The sequence below is a fragment of the Nocardia jinanensis genome, assembly GCF_014645735.1.
In the GTDB taxonomy this organism is placed as follows: domain Bacteria; phylum Actinomycetota; class Actinomycetes; order Mycobacteriales; family Mycobacteriaceae; genus Nocardia; species Nocardia jinanensis.
Genome location: NZ_BMMH01000021.1, coordinates 45,012 through 66,779, shown reverse-complemented (window position 1 = coordinate 66,779; position 21,768 = coordinate 45,012). Strand labels below are relative to the sequence as shown.

20 protein-coding genes are annotated in these 21,768 nt (G+C 69.4%); 8 read left to right on the top strand and 12 right to left on the bottom strand.

The window, feature by feature from the left end; translation table 11 throughout:
- Nucleotides 1-57: 57 nt before the first annotated feature.
- Together IEY68_RS30110 and IEY68_RS30105 are read right to left on the bottom strand one after the other, a co-directional pair.
- Nucleotides 58-747 (bottom strand): response regulator transcription factor, encoded by a 690-nt coding sequence (locus IEY68_RS30110; RefSeq protein ID WP_058856796.1) that lies wholly within the window; start codon nucleotides 745-747, stop codon nucleotides 58-60.
- A gap of 359 nt (nucleotides 748-1,106) precedes the next feature.
- Nucleotides 1,107-2,609, bottom strand: coding sequence for a sensor histidine kinase (locus tag IEY68_RS30105; RefSeq protein ID WP_229719126.1), 1,503 nt, complete (start codon nucleotides 2,607-2,609; stop codon nucleotides 1,107-1,109).
- 192 nt (nucleotides 2,610-2,801) lie between these two features.
- Here IEY68_RS30105 and IEY68_RS30100 point away from each other — a divergent pair, with 192 nt between their 5' ends.
- Together IEY68_RS30100 and IEY68_RS30095 are read left to right on the top strand one after the other, a co-directional pair.
- The gene (locus IEY68_RS30100) at nucleotides 2,802-3,107 is read left to right on the top strand and encodes a hypothetical protein (RefSeq protein ID WP_058852920.1); all 306 of its coding nucleotides are present in this window, start codon (nucleotides 2,802-2,804) and stop codon (nucleotides 3,105-3,107) included.
- 44 nt (nucleotides 3,108-3,151) lie between these two features.
- Nucleotides 3,152-3,865, top strand: coding sequence for an ABC transporter ATP-binding protein (locus IEY68_RS30095; protein ID WP_082681062.1), 714 nt, complete (start codon nucleotides 3,152-3,154; stop codon nucleotides 3,863-3,865).
- A gap of 18 nt (nucleotides 3,866-3,883) precedes the next feature.
- Here the strand turns inward: IEY68_RS30095 and IEY68_RS36520 are convergent, their stop codons facing one another.
- The 3 genes from IEY68_RS36520 to IEY68_RS30080 form a co-directional block, all read right to left on the bottom strand.
- Nucleotides 3,884-5,917, bottom strand: a complete 2,034-nt coding sequence (locus IEY68_RS36520; RefSeq protein WP_063000396.1) for a serine/threonine-protein kinase — start codon at nucleotides 5,915-5,917, stop codon at nucleotides 3,884-3,886.
- Between the two features lie 106 nt (nucleotides 5,918-6,023).
- A complete protein-coding gene (locus IEY68_RS30085) occupies nucleotides 6,024-6,686 on the bottom strand; it encodes a response regulator (protein WP_058852917.1) in 663 nt (220 codons plus the stop codon).
- Nucleotides 6,687-6,807: 121 nt separating this feature from the next.
- A complete protein-coding gene (locus tag IEY68_RS30080; RefSeq protein WP_189094558.1) occupies nucleotides 6,808-8,040 on the bottom strand; it encodes a sensor histidine kinase in 1,233 nt (410 codons plus the stop codon).
- Between the two features lie 175 nt (nucleotides 8,041-8,215).
- On the opposite strand from IEY68_RS30080, the gene IEY68_RS30075 reads away from it, so the two are divergent.
- From IEY68_RS30075 to IEY68_RS30060, 4 genes are all read left to right on the top strand, one after another.
- Complete coding sequence (locus tag IEY68_RS30075) at nucleotides 8,216-8,950, top strand: hypothetical protein (RefSeq protein WP_189094557.1); 735 nt, start codon at nucleotides 8,216-8,218, stop codon at nucleotides 8,948-8,950.
- The gene (locus IEY68_RS30070; protein ID WP_082681362.1) at nucleotides 8,943-10,382 is read left to right on the top strand and encodes an alpha/beta-hydrolase family protein; all 1,440 of its coding nucleotides are present in this window, start codon (nucleotides 8,943-8,945) and stop codon (nucleotides 10,380-10,382) included. Before IEY68_RS30075 ends, IEY68_RS30070 begins: the two co-directional genes overlap by 8 nt.
- 128 nt (nucleotides 10,383-10,510) lie before the next feature.
- Entirely contained in the window at nucleotides 10,511-11,446 is a 936-nt protein-coding gene (locus IEY68_RS30065) for a hypothetical protein (RefSeq protein WP_058855009.1), read from the top strand.
- A gap of 41 nt (nucleotides 11,447-11,487) precedes the next feature.
- Nucleotides 11,488-11,931 carry an SRPBCC domain-containing protein gene (locus tag IEY68_RS30060; protein ID WP_058855008.1) on the top strand — a complete coding sequence of 148 codons (444 nt, stop codon included), beginning with the start codon at nucleotides 11,488-11,490 and terminating at the stop codon, nucleotides 11,929-11,931.
- Between the two features lie 238 nt (nucleotides 11,932-12,169).
- Here IEY68_RS30060 and gatA read toward each other — a convergent pair whose 3' ends face one another.
- Together gatA and gatC are read right to left on the bottom strand one after the other, a co-directional pair.
- On the bottom strand, nucleotides 12,170-13,648 hold the full coding sequence (gatA, locus tag IEY68_RS30055) for an Asp-tRNA(Asn)/Glu-tRNA(Gln) amidotransferase subunit GatA (protein WP_058855007.1): 1,479 nt from the start codon (nucleotides 13,646-13,648) through the stop codon (nucleotides 12,170-12,172).
- Nucleotides 13,645-13,944 carry an Asp-tRNA(Asn)/Glu-tRNA(Gln) amidotransferase subunit GatC gene (gene gatC, locus IEY68_RS30050; protein WP_058855006.1) on the bottom strand — a complete coding sequence of 100 codons (300 nt, stop codon included), beginning with the start codon at nucleotides 13,942-13,944 and terminating at the stop codon, nucleotides 13,645-13,647. The genes gatA and gatC overlap by 4 nt, the downstream gene beginning before the upstream one ends.
- 325 nt (nucleotides 13,945-14,269) lie before the next feature.
- Here gatC and IEY68_RS30045 point away from each other — a divergent pair, with 325 nt between their 5' ends.
- Nucleotides 14,270-14,920 carry an ACT domain-containing protein gene (locus IEY68_RS30045; RefSeq protein ID WP_058855005.1) on the top strand — a complete coding sequence of 217 codons (651 nt, stop codon included), beginning with the start codon at nucleotides 14,270-14,272 and terminating at the stop codon, nucleotides 14,918-14,920.
- A gap of 35 nt (nucleotides 14,921-14,955) precedes the next feature.
- Here the strand turns inward: IEY68_RS30045 and IEY68_RS30040 are convergent, their stop codons facing one another.
- Nucleotides 14,956-15,291 carry a hypothetical protein gene (locus tag IEY68_RS30040; RefSeq protein WP_063916445.1) on the bottom strand — a complete coding sequence of 112 codons (336 nt, stop codon included), beginning with the start codon at nucleotides 15,289-15,291 and terminating at the stop codon, nucleotides 14,956-14,958.
- Nucleotides 15,292-15,614: 323 nt separating this feature from the next.
- On the opposite strand from IEY68_RS30040, the gene IEY68_RS30035 reads away from it, so the two are divergent.
- A complete protein-coding gene (locus tag IEY68_RS30035) occupies nucleotides 15,615-15,818 on the top strand; it encodes a hypothetical protein (RefSeq protein WP_156426197.1) in 204 nt (67 codons plus the stop codon).
- A gap of 46 nt (nucleotides 15,819-15,864) precedes the next feature.
- On the opposite strand, the gene IEY68_RS30030 is transcribed toward IEY68_RS30035, so the two are convergent.
- From IEY68_RS30030 to mnmA, 4 genes are all read right to left on the bottom strand, one after another.
- Complete coding sequence (locus IEY68_RS30030; protein ID WP_058855003.1) at nucleotides 15,865-17,112, bottom strand: AAA family ATPase; 1,248 nt, start codon at nucleotides 17,110-17,112, stop codon at nucleotides 15,865-15,867.
- A gap of 72 nt (nucleotides 17,113-17,184) precedes the next feature.
- Nucleotides 17,185-19,329 (bottom strand): NAD-dependent DNA ligase LigA, encoded by a 2,145-nt coding sequence (gene ligA, locus IEY68_RS30025; protein WP_058855002.1) that lies wholly within the window; start codon nucleotides 19,327-19,329, stop codon nucleotides 17,185-17,187.
- A gap of 307 nt (nucleotides 19,330-19,636) precedes the next feature.
- Nucleotides 19,637-20,671 carry a methionine synthase gene (locus tag IEY68_RS30020; protein WP_058855001.1) on the bottom strand — a complete coding sequence of 345 codons (1,035 nt, stop codon included), beginning with the start codon at nucleotides 20,669-20,671 and terminating at the stop codon, nucleotides 19,637-19,639.
- Complete coding sequence (gene mnmA, locus IEY68_RS30015; protein ID WP_058855000.1) at nucleotides 20,668-21,768, bottom strand: tRNA 2-thiouridine(34) synthase MnmA; 1,101 nt, start codon at nucleotides 21,766-21,768, stop codon at nucleotides 20,668-20,670. Before mnmA ends, IEY68_RS30020 begins: the two co-directional genes overlap by 4 nt.

Genomic DNA, 21,768 nt, shown 5'->3' with positions numbered 1-21,768 from the left:
CCTCTCCACGTCGCGGGCACCGTCTCACCTGGGCGCGGATCGCGCTCGGGCTGCCCGTCAAACCCTGGATTGTCCAGGGGAGACCACACCGTGGTCAAACGCGTAGACGATGGCCGCCGCGCGGTCGCGCACTCCCAGTTTCCCGAAGATATGACCCACATGGGATTTCACGGTCACCTCGGAGATTCCGAGCGCGTGGGCTATCTCACTGTTGGCCCGGCCGCGGCCGATCAGCACCAGGACCTCGCGTTCCCGGGAAGTCAGTTCGACAGCCGCGGTGGGCGAGGCCGCGGCGGCCGCCGCACTGCGGTAGGTGGACAGCACGCGGCCGGTGACGGCGGGATCGAGCCAGGCGCCACCCGCGGCGACAGTGCGGACGGCGCGGATCAGATCCTCGGCGGGGGAATCCTTGAGCAGGAAACCGGCCGCGCCCGCACGCAGCGCGCCGGACAGCAGCTGGTCGTCGTCGAAAGTGGTGAGAACCAGTACAGGCGGTTCAGGGGCGCGGGCCCGCAGCATGCGGGTGGCTTCGATACCGCCGACCCGTTTCATCCGCAGATCCATCAGCACGATATCGGGGCTGTGCGCGGCGACCGCCGGGAGCACCTCGTCGCCGTCGGCGCATTCGCTGATCCGGAAGCCGTCGCGGCGCCGCAGAATGCGCCGCAGACCCCCGCGCACGAGTTCCTGATCGTCGGCGATCAGTACCTCGACCGCCTCCGGATCGATATCAGCCGCCCTGGTCAACGTTCCTCCTTCGGAGCAGGTTCATATGGTCCGCGGAGGCCGCAGCGAAGGCGGACGTACCGCATCAACGTTCCTCCTTGAGCAGGTCCATACGGTCCGCGGAGGCCGCAGCGAAGGCGGACGTACCGCATCAACGTTCCTCCTTGAGAGCAGGTCCATTCCGTCCGCGGAGGCCGCAGCGAAGGCGGACGTACCGCATCAACGTTCCTCCTTGAGAGCAGGTCCATACGGTCCGCGGAGGCCGCAGCGAAGGCGGACGTACCGCATCAACGTTCCTCCTTGAGAGCAGGTCCATACGGTCCGCGGAGGCCGCAGCGAAGGCGGAGGTATCGCCTCAATGTTCATCCTTCGGAGCAGGTTCATTCGTTCCGCGGAGGCCGCAGCGAAGGCGGAGGTATCGCATCACCACGGCCGGGTTCCGGATGCGGGCGCGCATCGTGGTCGGCGATGATCTCCGAGATCGGACAGCGCAGCCGGTCCCGTCCGGTGGCGCCGGCGTGTCGATCGCCGAGGGGGAACTCGGCCCGCACGACCCACCCGCCGGCCTCCGGCCCGACCCGGATACTGCCGCCCAGCCCGTCGGCACGATGCCGCATCCCCGCGACCCCGGTCCCGCGGCCGAGTTGCGCGGGCAGACCGCGCGGGATGGTGTTGCGTACGCGTACGAGCGCCGAGCCTCCCGCGACGGCCACACTCAACTCCACCTCCGCGCCAGGGGCGTGCTTGACGATATTCGCCAGAGATTCCTGGCAGATGCGATAGAGCGCCAGCCCGATCGCCGCCGAGACGACGCCCAGATCACCGCTGAAACGACGGCTCACCGGGAGACCTGCGTTGACGAAGTCGTCGACGAGGGCGGGGATATCGTCGGCCCCCGGTTCCACCCCGGCCGCCGACGGCCCCGAATCCAGCAGACCGACCGTGCGCCGGATATCGGCCATGGCCTGACGGCCGAGCCGTTCGGCGTCGACCAGCGCGTCCGCCGCCTCGTCCACATCACGATCGGAGGTCAGCGCGTGCCGGGCCGCGGTGACGTGCAGCAGCGTCACAGTGAGGGAATGGGCGATCACATCGTGGACTTCACGCGCGATCCGGTTGCGTTCGGCGGCCGCGGCCTGCGCGGCCTGCGCGGCCTGATTCTCCCGTTCCTGGTACAGGAACAACCGCTGATACTGCAGCATCACACCGACCAACCAGCCGAGCACGATACCGAGGGCATACATCGGGAGCCCGGTACGCAGGGAATGGTCGCCCCACAGGGTCTGGCCGAGGAGCGCGAAGGCCAGCAGTTCGGCCGCGGCCAGCACGGCCAGCGTGATACTCACTCGTTTCGGTGCGATCGCCGCGATCTCGGCGATCACGACCATCAGCACGAACGGCGCGAAATCGGAGTCCACCGGCTGCACGAAGAACAGCCCCGCCGCGATCATCGTGGCGGCGACCAGCGGCAGCGGCCGCGGCACGATCCCGAACAGGACGTAGGTCGGCACGGAGGCGAAGAGCAGCACCAGGGCGATCAGCGGTAACGCGGTCGGGAAGTATTCGTGCCGCTGCAGGCAGGCGACCACCCCTATGACGAGAAACGCCAGATCGGTGAACAGGACGACCTTGGGCGGGTAGTCGAAGGGCAGTTCACGCAGCGGGTACGGGGCGCCGGGGAGCAGTTCGGCCGCCCGAGCACCCGCCCGATGCCGTATTCGCGCCCACCGCCCCGCACCCGATGCCGGCCGACCCGGCGTGCACCCGCCACCCTGCTCCGGGGTGCCCGGATCGGATCCGTCGCCGCGCTCCCACGCGCCGCCGGGCACCGGCGGCCTACGGTTCCCCTCGGGGGCACCCAGTGTGAGGTGGCTCTCAGTCACCTGTCCAGGGTAGACACCACCGGGGCCGGTCGGCATCCTGCTACGGCCGGTTCCCGGCTCCGACCACGGTAGGACTGCGATTCACGTCCACGGCACGACGATTTACCGGTCCCGTATTCGTAGCGTTGAACCCGAGGTCGCCGCACCACCAGGGCGGCGAATACCAGGCCCCGACCGGAAAGGGCTCGGATCATGTCTTGGGAAGATCAGCATCTGCGCACCGCGATCCTGCACACCGTCCTCGACCGCGCCGCCGACGATCCGGCGCGCCCGGACCTCTTCGACGATATCCCCCACCTCGACCGTCTGTTCGGCGGACCGCGGGGAGTACTTGCGGCGCTGCGCTATCGGTGGAACATTCATCTGGACGCCAAGCTGGAGCTCGACCCGGGCCGCTGCTGGACCACCGAGGAGGCCCGGCTCGAGCTGGCGGCCGAACAGCCCGTGCTGTACGCGGTGCTCGACGCGCGCACGGCGTCGCCCGTGCCGGTGTCCTGAGGCGCGTGGACCGAACGTACATCCGGTGGAAGACGGGGGTGGCGATGACGCAGCCGGCCATGCTGGAACTGACCGATGTGGTGAAGGAGTACCGGGTCGGTGAACAACCGGTGCGGGCACTCGACGGTATCGATCTGAGTCTGGAGGCCGGTGAGTTCACCTCGGTGATCGGTCCGTCCGGGTCGGGTAAGAGCACCCTGCTGCATATGCTGGGCGCTCTGGACCGCCCCGATTCCGGGTCGATCCGGTTCCGGGGCGCCGAGATCGGTGATCTGGACGAGGAGCGGCAGTCGGAGTTCCGCCGCCACCGGGTCGGGTTCGTATTCCAGTTCTTCAATCTGCTACCCACCCTATCGGCGTGGGAGAACGTGGCCGTTCCGAAACTGCTGGACGGCACCGGACTTCGGAAGGCCCGGCCGCGCGCGCTGGAGCTGCTCGAACGGGTCGGGCTGGCGGCGCGCGCGGAGCACCGGCCGGCCGAACTGTCCGGCGGGCAGATGCAGCGGGTCGCGGTGGCGCGGGCGCTGATCATGGATCCGCCGCTCGTCCTGGCCGACGAACCCACCGGCAACCTGGATTCGAAAACCGGGGCGTCCATCCTCGAACTCCTCGCCGGGGTCGCGGAATCCGGCAATTCGGTGGTGATGGTGACCCACGACCGGGGCGCGGTCGACTACTGCGACCGGGTCGTCACCCTCGGTGACGGCCGGATCGGGTCCGACGAACGCATTGCGGCGCGGCGCTCGGTCGACGCCTGACGCCGCCACCCGCCGCTCTCACAGCGGGGCGTCCGACCACCACCGGTCGATATCGTTGCGAGCCTTGGTGCCCCAGTAGCGGACGAACAAAAGCGAATTGCTGCGGGGCGAATCGGTGCGGGAACCGAAGCCCACCACCATGTTCGCGGTGGACCGGCCGCGGTCCCCGGGCTCCTCCCACAGATGCGCGGTGTACGGTTCGCCGCTCTTGGCACCGGATACCGAATCGTGCGGAGGCAGGCTCTCGATCACCTCCATGGTGTCCTCGACATCGGGGTAGGTGATGATCGTGTAGTCGAGCCGGGTGGCCTCCAGCGATCGCTGCCGGCAATCCCAGATCGATTCCCACGGGCGGGTTTCCAGTATCTCGTCGAACACCGGCACCACTTCCAGGATCGGGATCTGGTCACCGGGCTCGTACTGGCTGCACATCGCGTCCTGATATCCGAAACCGTCCAGCTCCGACCCTTGGGGCAGCAGAGTGGGGAACAGCCGCCGGGTCCGGTCGCCGGGTTCCCCGCCCGGCTGCTGGTCGATACCGGATTCGCCCGGGCCGGTGGTACCGGCCGGACCGCGCTCCAATGTCGAGGGTTGCGTCGCGGCGGGTGCGCTGTCGGAACCGGAATCGTCGTTGCCCACGACCACCAGAACAGCGGCCACGATCACGGCCAGCGCAATGAGCGGGACCAGGATCGCCACGGCGATCCACGGCGCCCGGCTGCGCCGCCGTAACTGCGCGCCCGGAGCGGGGTGATAACCCTGATACTGCCCGGGCACCGGATGTCGCGGGACCGCCTGGACGGGCATTCCCCCGGTGTGCTCGACCCCCGCGCCCTGCGCCGCCCCGGAAGTACCGATGTGTTCCACTCCCGGGCCGGGCCGCGCCATCGCCCCCGGAGGCGCCACGACCGACTGCGCTCCGGTGTGCTCGACATCCCCCGGGCGGATCGTCGCCCCGACCTGCGCGACGCTCGCACCGGTCCGTTCCACGCCCGATCCGGGCCCTCCGGCCGGGCTCCCCGGCGGCATCGCCGGTGCGGACCGGCCCGGCGCGCCCGGATATCCGGTGTCGGTGTAGCCGCCGGTGGTGCCCGGCGGCGCGCCCGCGGGCGGCGGCGGGGGACCCGGCGCGGCCGGATACCCGGTCGCCGCAGCGGGATACACCGTGCCCGGACCGCTCGCCTCGACCGGCGGCGCATAGGTCTGGGTGGGAGCCGGTGCGGTGAGCGCCTGTTCGGCAGCTGTCGCGAACTCGACACAGGTGCGGTACCGGTGCGCCGGATTCTTCGCCATCGCCTTCGCCAGCACCGGATCCAGTCCCGGCGGTAGGCCGCGTCGTTTCACCGCCAGCGGTGGCGGCGCCAGCTGCAGATTGCCGTGGATGATATCGGCCGGATTGGGTGAATCGAACGGCGCCATACCGGTGAGCAGCCAGTACAGCGCACAGGCCAGCGAATACTGATCCGACCGCCCGTCCATCTCGCCGCCGGTCATCTGCTCGGGCGAGGCGAACGCGAGGGTGGCGGTGAACATACCGGTTTGCGTCAGCCGGACCGTTTCCGCGCGCAATCGGGCCAGCCCGAAATCGGTGAGGAAAACGCGTTCGCCCTGACCGGGATTGGCGCGGGCGAGCAGAATATTGGACGGTTTCACATCGCGGTGCAGAACTCCCATACCGTGCGCGTAATCGAGCGCGTCGGCCACACCGGCAGTGATCTGCACCGCTTTATCCGGGGCCAGGGCCAGCGGATTGACCGTACCGGCGTCGGCGCCATCGATGTACTGCATGCACATCCACAGGTGGTCGCCCTCGACCCCGCGGTCGTAGACCGTGACGATGCTGGGATGGTCGAGCGCGGCGGCGAGATCGGCTTCCCTTTCGAATCGGGTGCGGATCGCGGCGTCGGCGAACAATTCCGGTTTGAGCAGCTTCAACGCGGTCTGTTTTCCGAGCCGGGGATGCCGGGCCAGATATACGGCGCCCATTCCGCCTTCGCCGAGCAACCGCTCGACGGTGAACCCGGCGAACACGTCACCGTTGTTGAGCAACACGACCCCCTTCAGGCGACCGACAGACTCGTGAGCCTACCGGGCACAGTGCGCCACTCCCCCCGTGACAACGGGAATCAGGGCACTTCATGGAATACCCGGCAGCCGTTCAGCCGGGGGTGACCAACCCGGATTCGTAGGCCAATACGACAGCCTGCGCGCGGTCGCGCAGATCCAATTTGGTGAAGACCTTGGACACATGTGTTTTCACCGTCTGTTCGGCTATGAACAACGCCGTGGCGATTTCGGTATTCGACATACCGCGGGCGACGAGTTCCAGTATCTCGCGCTCACGCGGAGTCAGCTGCGCCAGCGCCGGAGCCGGCGCGCGACGCGCGGCACGCCGGGTGGTCACTTCCGCGATGAGCCGCCGGGTGACGGTCGGGGCGAGCAGCGCCTCGCCCGCGGCGACCACGCGCACCGCGCGCACCAGTTCCTCTGCTGGGGCGTCCTTGAGCAGGAACCCGCTGGCGCCGATCCCGAGCGCCTCGTACACATAGTCGTCGATATCGAAGGTGGTGAGCATGAGCACGCGCACCGGCGGATCGAACCCGGCGCCGAGGATCGAGCGCGCGGCGTCCAACCCGTTCATCTCCGGCATACGGACATCCATCAGCACCACATCGGGTCGCAACCGCGCCGATTCGGCGACCGCCACTTTTCCATTGGGCGCGTCACCGACGACACTGATATCGGGTTGGGCGGCGAGCAATGCTCCGAATCCTTGCCGCACCATTGCCTGATCGTCGGCGATCAACACGGTTATTGCCACGGGCCCAGCTTAATTCCCGATCGAAGCTTCGGTGCGCCGAGCGCCGGGCCGCGGGGTTCACCGCCGGAAACAGCGGCGGCGTCGAATTCCGACGGCGACGACGCCGAAGGAAACGTCGAGGTCAGAAGGCTCCCGAACCCGCGGCGGCGGGCAGTGTGAACTCCGTCGCGAGCGCGAGGGGCAACCGTGCGTGCACCCGGAAACCACCGTCGAGGGCAGGAGCGGCGTCGAGCCGGCCGCCGACCGCGAGCGCGCGGGCCTGCATTCCCGGGATACCGTGCCCGCCCGTACCGCCGGTCGCCGTGCCGGTACCCGCGCCGTTGACCACGGTGAGTTCGACATCCGCGGCACAGACGATCGTCACGCGCACCGGTGCGCCCGGAGCGTGCCGCCCGGTATTGGCCAGTGATTCCTGCACGATCCGGTACAGCGCGGAACCGACGGTGTCCGGGATCGCCGCCAGGGTCCCGTCGACCGACCAGGTGAGGTCGACCCCGGCGCGAGCCGCGCCGACGAACAGCGCCTCCAGATCGGTGGCGGTCGGCTGCGGCGCGTGCTCGGCCAACTGGCCGTCGCTGCGCAGCACCCCGAGCAGGCCGCGAATCTCGTTGAGCGCCTCCCGCGCGGTGGCCCCGATCGATTCGAATTCCGCGCGCGCCGCATCGTTCACGCCCTCCACCCGGTAGGGGGCGGTCTGTGCCTGGACGACGACCAGCGACATATGGTGGGCGACCACATCGTGCAGGTCGCGCGCGATACGCGCCTTCTCCTCGAGGATGGTGCGGCGCGCCCGTTCCAGATCGCTGACCTCGGTCTGCCGGTTGAGTTCGGACCGGGAACGGATCAGCGACCGCAACAGCAGCGCGACGAAGACCAACCCGCCCAGCGATACCGGCCAGGCCCACGGATCGGCGTCGATCCCCTCGGCCGACAGCGCCGCACCCAGCAGCAGCGAGGTCGCGCCCCACACCACCGCGACGAGTTGCGGCGGCGATCGCAGTGCCACCGCGAACATCAGGAAGTACAGCGCGACGATATGCACCACCTGGAACGGGATCGCCTGGTCGGGCAGATTCGGGACCGCGAGCGCGATGAACAGCGCCGAGGCGGCCGATACCGCCCAGCCCAGCAGCGCGTTCGCCCGCATCAGCAGGACCGGCAGCGCCGCGAACGCGGCGATCAGCGGTGCGATCGGCCAGGGCACCTGGTGGGTGAGATGCAGGGTGGGCCACGCCACCGAGAACAGTGTCACCGCGGTCAGGACCGAGACAGCGTCGAGCCACCAGCGCAGCCCCAGCCAGACGATCAGGCCCCAGACGCCCCGCCTCCGGTTCGCCGGCTTCGCGATGCTCATGTCGTTCATACTGCCGACCCTAGGAACTCCGGTCCCGGAACACCTCATACCGTGGGGTGAATCAAGGCCGGTACACCAGGGTTAGGGCCGTACCGCCGTAGGTTCGGGGGGCGGGGCCGAAACCCCTCCTGAGCGGGACGGCTGCGACCGTCGCGGGTTCATAACGTCCTCGGTCATGGCTGTCTCGAACAATGCCGTGCGCCACCGGGCCCGGCCGTCAATGCAGGCCGCGCGGCGTGCGGTGATCACCGCCGCCGGGCTCGCGGCGGCGGTATCGCTGTTGTCGGCACCCGCCGCCGACGCCGCAGGTCCCGCTCCACGGCCGGCCCCCGCCGCCGCGGCGGTCCGGGCGCTCACCGCGCCGGGAGCGATCGCCGAGGTCCCGGCCGATTTCGGCGCCGTCGCCGGGTACACCCCCGCCCGGGTGGACGGGATGCTTATCGCACCGCACGGTTCGTGTTCCTCTCCGGTACCGCTTCCGGCGGAGTTCGACAGCGCCTGCAAGGCCCACGACCTCGGCTACGACCTGCTGCGATACGCCGATCGCACCGGCGCCCCGCTCGGCCCCTGGGCCCGGCAGGTGCTGGACCACGCGCTCGCCGAGCGGATGCACACAGCGTGCGCCCGGCGGCCCGAACTGCTGTCCCGCGGCCGCTGCGACGCGATGGCGACGGTGGCCGCGGTGGCTGTCGACCTCAACTCGATGCGCCAGGACTACGGCGTGCCGGTGGTGGAGGACTTCCCACTGGCCGGGACCGTCACCGCCTGGTTTCCGCGAATCTGCGGCCTGCTCCTGCTGGCGGTCGTCGTGCTCGTGCTGCTGCGCCGCCCGGTGACCGCACCGCTGCTCCTGCCGGTCCGGGCCCGCCGTCCACTCGTCCGCACCGTCGCCGGGGGTTCCTATGTCTGAGATCGTCACGAGCACCCGGCCCGGCCCGGTTCCAGCGCGCCACCGGTTGCGTATCCGGCTCACCGGCTCGCTCCGCGCCCTGCTACCGCGATACCGGCCGCCGGTCGCGACCACACTCGCCGTCGCCGCGGGAACCGCGGTCTCGCTGGCACCCGGGCTGCTACCCCGGACCGCCGCCGCGCAGTCCGTGCTCACAGCCCTGATGGTGGCCCTGGCCCTATGCCTCGTACAGTTCGCCCGCTTCGTCGTCCGGCATATCACCGGCCACATTCCCGCGCGGACCGAGCGAACCCGGCGCGTGGTGTACGCGGCCGCTGCCGCCGGTGTTCTCGGCGCGGTGGTGTACGCCGAGCTCTGGCAGCACACGCTGCGGATCGCCATGGACGTCGCCCCCACCGGACCGGGGTATTGGCTGTCGTGGGCGTTCGGCGCGACCCTCCTGACCACCGTGATCGTGACGGCCGTGCGGGGATGCGGCCGCCTGCTACGGCGGATCGGCTGGTCCCGCACTCTGGTGATGGCCGTGGTCGCGGGTCTGCCGCTGGCCCTGTTCGCGGTACCCGCGGCGGTGAGCTGGGGCGACCGCACCTACGCCGCCGCGAACGCCGCCGCCGATCCGGGCCTGGTCCGGCCGGTCACGGTGAGCCGGTCGGGCAGTGCCGAATCGATGGTGAGCTGGTCGACGCTGGGACGTGAGGGACAGCGGTTCGTCACCGGCGGGCCGCCCAGCGGGGTGCAGGTCTATGTCGGACTCCGCTCGGCACCCGACCTCGCCTCGCGCGCCGCCCTCGCCGTACGGGAGTTGGAGCGTGCGGGGGGTTTCGACCGCGCACATCTGGTGGTCGCGGTGCCCACCGGATCGGGCTGGGTCGACGCGCGGGCGTTGCGCGGATTCGGCGCGCGGTTCAACGGCGATGTCGCGGTGGTCGCGCTCCAGTACTCCTACGCGCCGAGCTGGGTCACCTTCCTGTTCGGCCGCGACGCGGCCACGGCCTCGGCGCGCGCCTTGTTCACCGCTGTCGAACAGCGCATCGCCACCATGGAAGACCCACCGCGACTGCACCTGTACGGCCAGAGCCTGGGCGCGCTCGGCGGTAGCGCGGTGTTCGCCGGTGCCGCCGAGCAGAACCGGCGGGTGTGCTCGGCGCTCTGGGCCGGGATGCCGGGTGGCGGGGGTCCCGAACCGGGCGCCCGGACTACGGTATTGGCCAATACCTCCGACCCGGTCGTGCACTGGTCACTCGACCTGCTGTGGCGGCCGCCGGATCTCACCGCCACCCACCGTGACGCGCCCACGCCGCCCTGGCTGCCCGTGGTCAGTTTCCTGCAGACCACCGCGGACCTGCTCGGCTCCCTCGGCGCGCCGCCGGGGCACGGTCATCGCTACGACACGGACCAGGGGACGGCCTTACCCGGCTGCGACCCGGTATAACCGGCGGCGCCTGCTTCGGTCGGCCCGTTTGCCGGTCGGATGCGGGCGGCCACCCCGGTGACGTCGGTCACCGGGACCGATACCTGCCGTGCGTACCCATAGCCGTGTACCGCTTAAGGTGTCCCATCATGGCTTCACCCCGCATCGACCACCCGCGCCGGCCGCGGCGCCGGTTCCGGCGTGTATCGCTGCCTGCGTTCACCGGCGCCGCGCTGTTCGGCTTGGTGATCACCGCAGTACCGGCGCCGACCTCCGAGGCCGTCGGTATCGACGGTTCGGTCGCGGCGCCCGCCGGACTGGCGGTGGTGGATCTGACTTCCGGTGATGCGGTCACGGACGCGGCAGCGGCCATACCGCGGGATTTCGCGACGTACACCGGCTACGAGCCGGCCGTCCGGCAGGGTGTGCTCGTGGCGCCGGACGGCGGCTGCTCGTCTCCGGTCGAATTACCGCCGGAGTTCGATACGGCCTGTATGGCGCACGACCTGGGGTACGACCTGCTCCGCTACGCCGGACGCACCGGCGCCCCGCTCGGACCGTGGGCCCGCCAGGCGCTGGACCGGACCCTGAGCGTCCGGCTGCACCAGGCCTGCGAAACGCATACCGAGCCGGTGGTGCGCACCCGCTGCGACACGCTGGCCGGAATCGCGGCGGCGGCGGTGGAACTGAATTCCCGGCGGCAGCACTACGGGGTCCCAGTAGTGGAGACGTTCAGTCAGGTGGCGGCCCATGCCGCCACCGAGCATCCGACCCGGCCCTGGTTGTTGCGCGCGGTGGCACTCGGGCTGGCAGCCATGGCCGCGCTGGTCTTCGGTATCCGGCGGTTGAACCGGCGTATCCGGCGCACGACCGGCCCGGATCGCCCTGTCCCGGTCGGGCCGGTCCGGCCCGGCCGCGTCCCGGCTCTGCCACGCCCGGCGGTGCCGGGTCTGCTGCTACCGCGCGCCCGATGGTTGCCCGGTTTCCTGAACCGACCGACGGGCACCGCGGCCGAACCGGCACTTCCGGCGGGCCTGCACCTGTTGCCGTCGCCCTCGCATACCCAGCCGACACGCACCGGCTGACTGCGGTTGACCACACTTGAAACACGTTCTAATTTGGGGGCGTGCTTGTAGTGGACGACGTGGTCGAGGTGGATGCCCCCGCCGAGGTGGTGTGGTCGGTACTCACCGATTTCGACCGGTATGGCGACTGGAATCCGTTCATCAGCCGATGCCGGGCGGATCTCACAGTGGGCGCGCCGATCGATATGACGGTCCAGCAGCTCGCGCCCCGGCCGATCCGGATGCGCGAATGGATCCGCAGCGTGACGCCGGGTCAGGAGTTCACCTACTCCATGAAGCCGATCCCGCTCGGCGCGCTGCGCAGCAAACGCGCACACACCCTGACCCCGTTGACCGGTGACCGCACTCGCTACGAATCCCATTTCGAACTCGACGGCTGGCTGGCCCCGCTGGTCGGCCTGCTGTTCGGCCGTGGATTCGAACGGGGATTCCCCGCGATGACGACCGCGGTCGAGCAGGAAGCCGCGCGCCTGCACTCGAGCTGACCCGGCGAACCAGCCGACGCCGCCGGGCCGGCACGCGATTCGGCCGATACGCCGGGAGGTTCTCGTGCCCCGGATATCGGTGGACCCGTGCCGGGCTGCCCGTCGACCGGGGCGAACCGCGTCAGGCGATACCCCGCAGCCCGGAGACGCCGACGGCGGCGACCCGTTCCAGGATCACCGCCATCGGATGCTTCGCACTGGAGCACCGCCGAATCACCGGCGGGTGCGCGGGTGCGCGTCAGACGATATCGCCGCGCGCCGCCTCGTAGGCCGCGCCGACCCGGTACAACCGGTCGTCGGCCAGCGCGGGCGCCATGATCTGCAAGCCCACCGGCATCCCGTCGTCGCGGCTCAGTCCCGACGGTACCGACATGGCCGGATGCCCGGCCAGGTTGGTGGGCAGCGTGCACAGGTCCGACAGGTACATGGCCAGCGGATCGTCTACCTTCTCGCCCAGCTTCCACGGCGTGAACGGGCTGGTCGGCGAAACCAGCACGTCGACCTGCTCGTAGGCCTTGTCGAAATCACGCGCGATCAGGGTGCGTACTTTGAGCGCTTGCCCGTAGTACTCGTCGTAGTACCCCGCCGACAGCGCGTAGGTGCCGATCATGATCCGCCGTTTGACCTCCGGGCCGAATCCGGCGGCCCGTGTCGCGGCCATGACCTGCTCGGCACTGTGGCTGCCGTCGTCGCCGACCCGCAGCCCGTAGCGCATGGCATCGAAACGGGCCAGGTTGGACGAGACCTCGCTGGGCAGGATCAGGTAGTAGGAGGCCAGCGCGTATTCGAAATGCGGGCAGGACACCTCGACCACTTCGGCGCCGAGATCCTTCAGCACTCCCACCGCGGCATCGAACGACGCGAGCACACCCTGCTGGTAGCTGTCGGAGTGCAGTTCCTTCACCACGCCGACCTTCACCCCGCGCAGATCACCGCTCGCTCCCAGGCGGGCGGCGTCGACCACCGCCGGAACCGCCACATCACGGGAGGTGGAATCGCGCGGATCGTGCCCGGCGATCACCTCGTGCAGCAGCGCGGTGTCCAGCACCGTCCGCCCGCACGGGCCACCCTGGTCGAGCGAGGAAGCACAGGCGACGAGCCCGTACCGGGATACGGTCCCGTAGGTGGGTTTGGTGCCGACGGTCGCGGTGACCGCGGCCGGCTGCCGGATCGAACCACCGGTATCGGTGCCGATCGCCAGCGGCGCCTGATACGACGCCAGGGCCGCCGCCGAACCGCCGCCGGAGCCACCGGGGATACGGGTGGTGTCCCACGGGTTGCGGGTGGGCCCGTAGGCGGAGTTCTCGGTGGACGAGCCCATCGCGAACTCGTCCATATTGGTCTTACCGAGAATCGGGATACCGGCGGCGCGCAAGCGGGTGGTCAGCGTGGCGTCGTAGGGCGCCACCCAGTCCTCGAGGATCTTCGACGCGCAGGTGGTGGGCATATCGGTCGTGGTGAACACGTCCTTGAGTGCCAGCGGCACCCCGGCCAGCGGCGACGCCGGGGGCTGTCCGGCACTGAGCGCGGTATCCACCTCGGCCGCCGCGGCGAGCGCCTGCTCCCCCGCGACATGCAGGAAGGCGTGGTATTCGCCGTCGACCTCGGCGATCCGGTCCAGATGCGCCCGGGTCACCTCCACCGAGGACACCTCGCCACCGTGGATACGCGCCGCGAGATCGGCCGCGCCGAGCCTGGTCAGCTCACTCGCGCTCATTCGCCCTCTCCCAGGATCTGCGGAACCAGGAAACGCTGGTCCTCGGCGGCGGGTGCCCCGGACAGCGCCTGCCCGGGCGTGAGCCCGGGCCGGACCTCGTCGGGGCGGGTCACGTTCGTCACCGGATCCGGCGACGCGGTGGCCGGTACATCGGCGGCGGCCACCTCGGAGATGGTCCGCACATGGCTGAGGATCGAATCCAACTGTCCGGCGAACTGATCGAGTTCGTTTTCGGACAGGGCGAGCCTGGACAGCCGGGCGAGGTGTGCGACCTCGTCGCGGGAGATGGCGGTCACCGCGGACCCCTTTCGGCGATAGTTCGGACTGCGGATCACAAGCACCGAACAGCCTAATGGTGTGGCCGGACGGGGTCGCCCGGCAGCCCGCGTGGGCGGTCTTCGGCGGTCCGTGGACGCGCCACGGAACCCCCGGTCGTCAGGCCGCGGCGATACCCGCAAACCTGTGGACATATCCGAAAGTTACACATTTCACACCATTCGTCACCTGTACGGTCCCGTCTGCGCGCACAATTCGAGTCGATAACCCTCGATAATGGGTGTAAGGATGGGCAGACCGGGTATCCGTTGAGAGCCTCGGCCGCAGAAGGAAAGGGAAACGCACGTGTCATATCTGCTCCGCGTGCAACTTCCGGATCGTCCGGGAAGCCTCGGGTCACTAGCTGTAGCGCTGGGAACCGTCGGCGCCGATATTCTTTCGCTGGACGTGGTCGAGCGCGGCGCGGGGTTCGCTGTCGACGATCTGGTGGTCGAGATCGCCCCGAACGCACTTCCGGACACCCTCATCACCGCCGCGGAATCGCTCGGCGATGTGCGGGTCGATTCCATCCGGCCCTATTCCGGGGTGCTCGATACTCATCGGGAACTCGAACTCATCGACAATGTGGCCAATGCCCGTGACGATCGGTTACAAGTGCTGGTCGACGGGGCACCGCGCGTCCTGCGGGTCGGCTGGAGCACAGTTCTCGATATGGGCACCCACGGCGCGTACCGCGTGGTGGGTAGTCCGAGCGCGCCGCAGACCCAGGCGGCGTCGGTGCCGTGGATGCCGCTGCAGAAACCGACCGCGCTCGACGGCAATGCCGACTGGGTTCCCGAAATCTGGCGCGATATGGACACCAAACTGGCGGCGGCACCACTCGGCCCGTCCAGCAAGGCGCTGTTGCTCGGCCGCCCCGGCGGACCGGATTTCCGCCCGTCCGAGATCGCCCGCCTGGGCTACCTCGCCGGGATCGTCGCCACCGTTCTGGGCTGACCGTCCCCCGGCGAACCGGAACCGGAGCGCGGGCGCTACTGCCCGGTGCCGAGTTCGACGATCCGCCACCGGTCCGGTTTACCCGGCGGGTAGGCGACGGTCAGCGTATCCCCGACCGAAGGCCAGTAGGCGGCATCCCAGACCATCCGCCCGTAGACGACCTTCCCCGGCTCGGACGGCCCGGACAGATTCCCGGTGACGGTGACGAATTGTTCGCCCATCGCCTCGGGTCGCGGGCTCACTCCGGTCAGGTAGAGCGAACCGATCTCCGCGTCCGTGGGCATGCTTCCACCCCGCCGCCCCCGGAAAACCAGGACGAGCATTCCCGCCAGTGCGGCCACCATGATCGCCAGCATCGCCAGTTCGAACACTCCACCATGCTAGAGCCCCGCGGCGGAACCGCGGCCGCCGACGCTCTCCGGACCGGCGGCTGCGCAGCAGCACGTCGCGACGTGGCCGTCTCCCGCGCCCGACGCTTCCCGGCCGCTACTCGGCCCGCGCCGAGCTCGCACCGATTACTTCTCCGCCCCGAATGACCCTGCGTCGGCGAAAATTCGGTCGACACGCCCGGTGACCCCCACTTCTGCGAGACGGGCCACCCCGCGCATGAGTCGTGCGGGACGGGGTATTTCACTTCCACCGGACATGGAAGGAAGCGATCGTCATGCCGGAATCTTCGATTCGAGCAGGTGCAATGGGTAGCCGAATAGCAAGCCTCGTAGTACTGGTCTGGTTCGTGGCGGGGATCATCGCCGCGTGGCAACGGGGTTACTTCAATGATCCACCGGAGCAGTGCTCCCACTTCGCGACGCTGGCGGTGACCGTGGTGGCCGGTCCGCTCAACTATGTCGGCCTCAATCCGAAGATGGGATGCACTCTTCCGGAACCCAGCAAGTAGACCGGAAACCCGGCCGCCGCTGCCGCGGCGGCCGGGTTCCGTGTAGTCAGGACACCGTGAGTGTGCTGGTACCGGCGTCGGAGCGCCGCACGGTCCAGACAGTGCTGCGGGTTCGCGCGGAACGGCCGTTGCCCCGATCCATCAACGCCCGGTTCCCCGTGGTGTACACCAGTTGCGCACCACGCGTATTGGTTTCCGGATTCTGGAACAGCTGCACGAGACGGTCGGTCTCCTCCACCGTCAGTTGCGCACCGATATCGTCGACCACGAGCACTTTTCCCGCGTCGAGAGCGTCGAGCAATACCGGTAGCAAGCGCAACAGGGCCTGCGTGGCCGAGGATTCCTCGGCCAGTGTGAAAACCGGCTCCACGCCGGTGTGCACCAGCCGCAGACCGACACCGCGCCGCACCACCATCCGGGAGTAGAGCGCGTCGCGGGCATTGCGCATATTGGTCAGTTCGCGAGCCAGCTGGGTGGCGTTCAAACCACTGTCCTGCTCCAGCTGCGCGGCATAGCCCGCCGATACCGCCGCCCGCTCGGTCTGTTCGCCCAGGATGGCGATATCGGCGTCGAGGTCGCGCAGATAGTCGGCGTAGCCGGGATCGTTCTGCGCGATGAGCAGATCGGTGATCCCGAGATCCGCGGACTGCAGCAGGGTCAGCAGACGGGCGGCGTTCTCGGTGGACCGGGACAGATGCGAGCCCAGTCGCAGCTCGGTCGCTTCGATATCGGCACCCCCGGCCAGCACCTCGAGCATGGTCTCGAACCACCGGTAGGCCGGCACCAGCGCCTCCGAATACATCTGGCCCGCCAGGCTCAGCAGCAGCGCGTTCGGCCGCACCAGCGAGATCAGTGCGGTGATCCCGAATCGCGCCGGTTCGAATATCGGCCCGATCCGGACGGCCTCCCCCTCGCGTTCGAAGACGATCCGCTTACGGGATCGCGGATGGCTGTAGAGCCATTCGGCCGCGACATCGGCAGCGTCCAACCGGAAACCATAGGTGTAGGGAATACCTTCGGCGATGAAAACCGCCTCGAAGTCGGTGGGCCGGCCCGGGAACGCGAGGTGCGGGAACCGTACCGGACCGGCGTAGGGGTCCCAGCCGGTCACCGAGTTCAGTACCGCGTCCCGCATATGGCCCACGGCATCGACCAGATTCGATTTACCGGCGGCCGGGCCGCCGTGCACCGCGGTCACCGGCACCGCGACCGGTGCGGCGGCGCCGCGGGTCAACCGCAATTCCTGAAGATCGGCCAGCGATTTGTGGTTGGACACCCGAAAACTGCGCAACATCCCGCCATCCTGCCGTGTCCGGCCCCGGTGCCGCAGGACCGGGACTCCGGTCGTGTCCCGGACGTGCCGCCGCTACTCAGCTGGTTCGGTACCGGCCGCGGCCGCCGGCCGCACCGCGTCCGGGCCCGATTCGAGCAGGACACGGAACCCGTCCTCGTCCAGGATCGGAACACCGAGTTCTTCGGCTTTGGCGGCTTTGGAACCGGGCGCGTCTCCGATCACCACGAACGCGGTCTTCTTCGATACCGACCCCGCGGCCTTCCCACCGCGCAAGAGGATCGCCTCCTTCGCGCCGTCACGCGAGAAACCTTCCAGCGACCCGGTCACCACGATGGACAGACCTTCCAGCGTGCGCGGGATCGACTCGTCGCGCTCGTCTTCCATCCGCACCCCGGCCGCCCGCCATTTCTCCACGATGGCGCGATGCCAGTCGACGGCGAACCATTCCGCGACCGCGGTGGCGATGGTCGGCCCGACGCCCTCGGCGGCCGCCAGCTCCTCCAGTGACGCCTGTTCGATCCGTTCCAGACTGCCGAATTCGGCAGCGAGTGCCCGGGCGGCGGTCGGTCCGACATGCCGGATGGACAGGGCGACCAGAACCCGCCACAGGGGCAGGTCCTTGGCGGCGGCGAGATTGGTGATCAGCCGGTTGCCGTTCGCCGAGAGGCTGCCGTTCTTGTTGACGAACAGCGAGACGTTGCGTAATCGGTCGGCGTCGAGATCGAACAGATCACCCTCATCGGTGATCGCCCCGGCATCCAGCAACGCGATCGCCGCTTCGTACCCGAGCGCCTCGATATCGAAGGCACCGCGCCCGGCCACATGGAACACCCGCTCCCGCAGCTGCGCGGGACAGGTTCGCTGATTGGGGCAGCGGATATCGGCGTCGCCCTCTTTCTCGTAGGCGAGCTCGGTTCCGCATTCGGGGCAGTGCGTCGGCATCACGAAGGCCCGCTCGTCGCCGGTGCGGGCATCCACCACCGGGCCCAGCACCTCCGGGATCACATCCCCGGCCTTACGGATGGTGACCGTATCCCCGATCAGCACTCCCTTGCGCACGACCTCGGCCGCATTGTGCAGGGTCGCCATGGCGACCGTGGAACCGGCGATGACGACCGGCTCCATCACCGCGAAGGGGGTGACCCGGCCGGTCCGGCCGACGTTCACCGCGATATCGCGCAGTTCGGTGGTGGCTTCCTCGGGCGGGTACTTGTAGGCGATCGCCCACCGCGGAGCTCGCGAGGTGGCACCGAGCCGGCGCTGTAGCGCCAGTTCGTCGACCTTCACCACCAGCCCGTCGATCTCGTGCTCGATATCGTGGCGGTGCTCGGCCCAGTAGGAGATCCGTTCGAGCACCGCGTCGACACCCTGCACCAGCCTGGTGTGCGCGGAGACCGGCAGACCCCAGGCGTGCAACGCGCGATAGGCCTCGTGCTGGGACTTCGGGGTGAATCCCGCGGTACGGCCGAGTCCGTGACAGATCATCCGCAACCGCCGCCGCGCGGTGACCGACGGGTCCTTCTGCCGCAGCGACCCCGCCGCGGTGTTGCGCGGGTTGGCGTACGGCGGTTTGCCCTCGGCCACGATGGCCGCGTTCAGCGTTTCGAAATCCTCCAGCCGGAAATACACCTCACCGCGCACTTCCAGGAGTTCCGGTACCGGGAACTCGGTATCGGCGTTCAACTCCCGCGGGATGTCCTCGATGGTGCGGGCATTGAGTGTGACGTCCTCGCCGGTCCGACCGTCGCCCCGGGTCGCGCCGCGTTCCAGTTTCCCATTGCGGTACACCAGGTTCAACGCCACTCCGTCGATCTTCACCTCGCACAGATAGTGCAGATCCGGCCCGGTCTCCTCTTCCACCCGAGCCGCCCAGGCCCGCATATCCGCTTCGGAGAACGCGTTGTCCAGCGAGAGCATCCGCTCGAGATGATCCACCGCGGTGAAATCGGTGGCGAACCCACCGCCCACCAGTTGTGTCGGCGAATCCGGGGTACGCAGATCCGGAAACTGCTCCTCCAGCGCCAGCAACCGCTGGAACAGTGCGTCGAACTCGCCGTCGGAAATGATCGGCGCGTCCCGCACGTAGTAGCGGAACTGATGCTCGCGCACCGTTTCGGCGAGCTCCTGCCAGCGCACCCGCTCCTCGCCGGCGGCCGGGGGCGGGGCGGCTTCGGCGGGGGTGTCGTCCCGTTCGGCGGGGCTCACGGTCTCACTCACATCTCGCAGGGTAGTCCAGCCCACCAACACTCCAGGAGCACTGTAACCGCACGTCGCCCGGCAAGTTCGCCGCGCGCACGGCCGCTTCGGAACACCGGGCCGAACCATATCCGGGCGGCCCCGGGCGGGCCGACGGCACCGGGTACCCGCCGGCAGAGACGCGGGGTCGACGCTCGCCGTCACCATGGAACTCGCCCACCCGAGGTCCGCGCCGACCTCGGCTGCACGGGCGGGGCTCCGGGCAGGTCCGGTTCCGTACTGCCCGCTTCTCCGGCAACGTCCACTGCGACCGGACCCTGTGCGGAAATCACCCCGCGACGAGCGACTCCGGATCCTGAGCGAAGGCCCTCGCGGTATCCGCGGCCAGACGGAGGGCGTCGCGAGCCCAGCTCAGCGGAGCCTCGGCCAGACCGCACGCGGGACTCACCGTGACCTGCCGTGCCAATTCGGCGCGCGGAAAACCGAGCCGATCGACCAGGCGCGCGCCCGGTTCGGCGATCTCACGCCAGGTCACCGGCGGGGTCGGCCGCGTAGTGGGCACGAGTCCGAGGATCAGGTGTTTACCCCGGTCCAGTGCCTCGCCCAGGGCGTCCAGGCCCGCGGTACCGGATACCGCGGCGAGATCGAACCCCAGCGCGACCGCCGAGGTCCGGCCCAGGAATGCCAGCGGCGGCGGGCTCGCGCAACTGTGCACCACGGTCGGCACCTGCTGATGTCCGAGCACGATATCGAGGATCGCCAGCGCCTCGGGCTCCGGTACCGCCGCGATGGTGTTCAGCACACTCGGCCCGCGCAGCGAACCGTCGAGGACAGCGACCAGCGACGGTTCGTCCAGTTGCAGCACGACCTCGGCCCCGAGCCGCGATCCGACCTCGGCGATATGGGTCGCCAAGCCCTCGGCCAGCGATTCCGCCAGATCTCGTACGGCGCCCCGGTCGGTCAGTACCCGATGCCCTCCGGCCAGTTCCACCTGGGCGGCGAGCGTCAGCGGCCCGGCGGCCTGGACCTTCACCTTCCGGCCCGACCCACGCAACCCGGCGTTCTCCCAGGCCTCCTGCAACGCGTCCAGATCGGTGCGCAACAGATCGCTCGCGCGCCGCGAGGCCGAGCCGGGACGGGCGGCCAGCCGATATCCGCGCGGCGTGGTGTCGAAGCGCATATCCACCAGCAGTGCCGAGACCCGCCCGACCATATCCGCGCCCACCCCGCGGGCCGGTAGTTCCACCAGATGCGGCAGTCCGGTCAGCTCCCCCACGATCACCGCCGCGGCTTCCCGGGGATCGGTACCGGGCCACGACCCCACCCCGGTGGCCGCTCCGGCCGGGAAACCCGCCGGATTCATCGTGGCACGCCCGCCGGAGCCGTACGCGCGGTCGCGGTGATGGTGCCGCTGCCGAGCACCGCGTCACCGGCGGCATCGGGGCGGTACAGGACCACGGCCTGGCCCCGTGCGACACCGCTGAGAGGTTCGTGCAGACGCACCACGAGCCCGTCGCCCACCGCCTCGGCGGTGGCGGGCGCGGTTCCGCCGTGCGCACGGACCTGCACCACACAGTCGAGCGGCTCCTCGGGGGCTGCCCCGCTGGTCCAGATCGCGCGGTCGGCCTCGATCGACCACACCTGCAGATCGTCGGCGGAACCGACTCGTACGGTGCCGGAATCGGGGTCGATATCGGTCACGTAGCGGGGTTTGCCGTCGGGGCCGGGGCCGGGCAGTCCCAGGCCCTTGCGCTGCCCGATGGTGAACCCGTGCACACCCTCGTGCCGGCCCAGCTCCGCGCCCGCGGAGTCCACGATGGCACCGGGCCGGATGCCGATCTTCGCGCCGAGGAAGGCGCGGGTGTCCCCGGAGGGGATGAAGCAGATATCGTGGCTGTCCGGTTTGTCGGCGACGGCCAGCCCCCGTTCGGCGGCTTCCGCCCGGATCTGCGGTTTCGGGGTATCGCCCACCGGGAACACGGCCCGCGACAGCTGCTCGGCGGTCAGCACCGCCAGCACATAGGACTGGTCCTTGTCCGCGTCCACCGCCCGGCGCAGCACACCGTCGGACAGCCGGGCGTAGTGCCCGGTGGCGACCGCGTCGAAGCCGAGCGCCACGGCCCGATCGGCCAACGCCGAGAACTTGATCTTCTCGTTGCAGCGCAGGCAGGGGTTGGGCGTCTCACCGGCCGCGTAGGACTCGACGAAATCGTCGATCACGTCTTCTTTGAAACGGTCCGCGAAGTCCCAGACGTAGAAGGGGATCCCGAGCACATCGGCGGCCCGGCGGGCGTCCCCCGCGTCCTCCTTCGAACAGCAACCGCGTGATCCGGTACGCAGGGCGCCGGGCGCGGTCGACAGCGCCAGATGCACCCCGACCACCTCGTGCCCGGCGTCGACGGCCCGTGCCGCCGCTACCGCCGAATCGACGCCACCACTCATCGCGGCGAGTACTCGCAT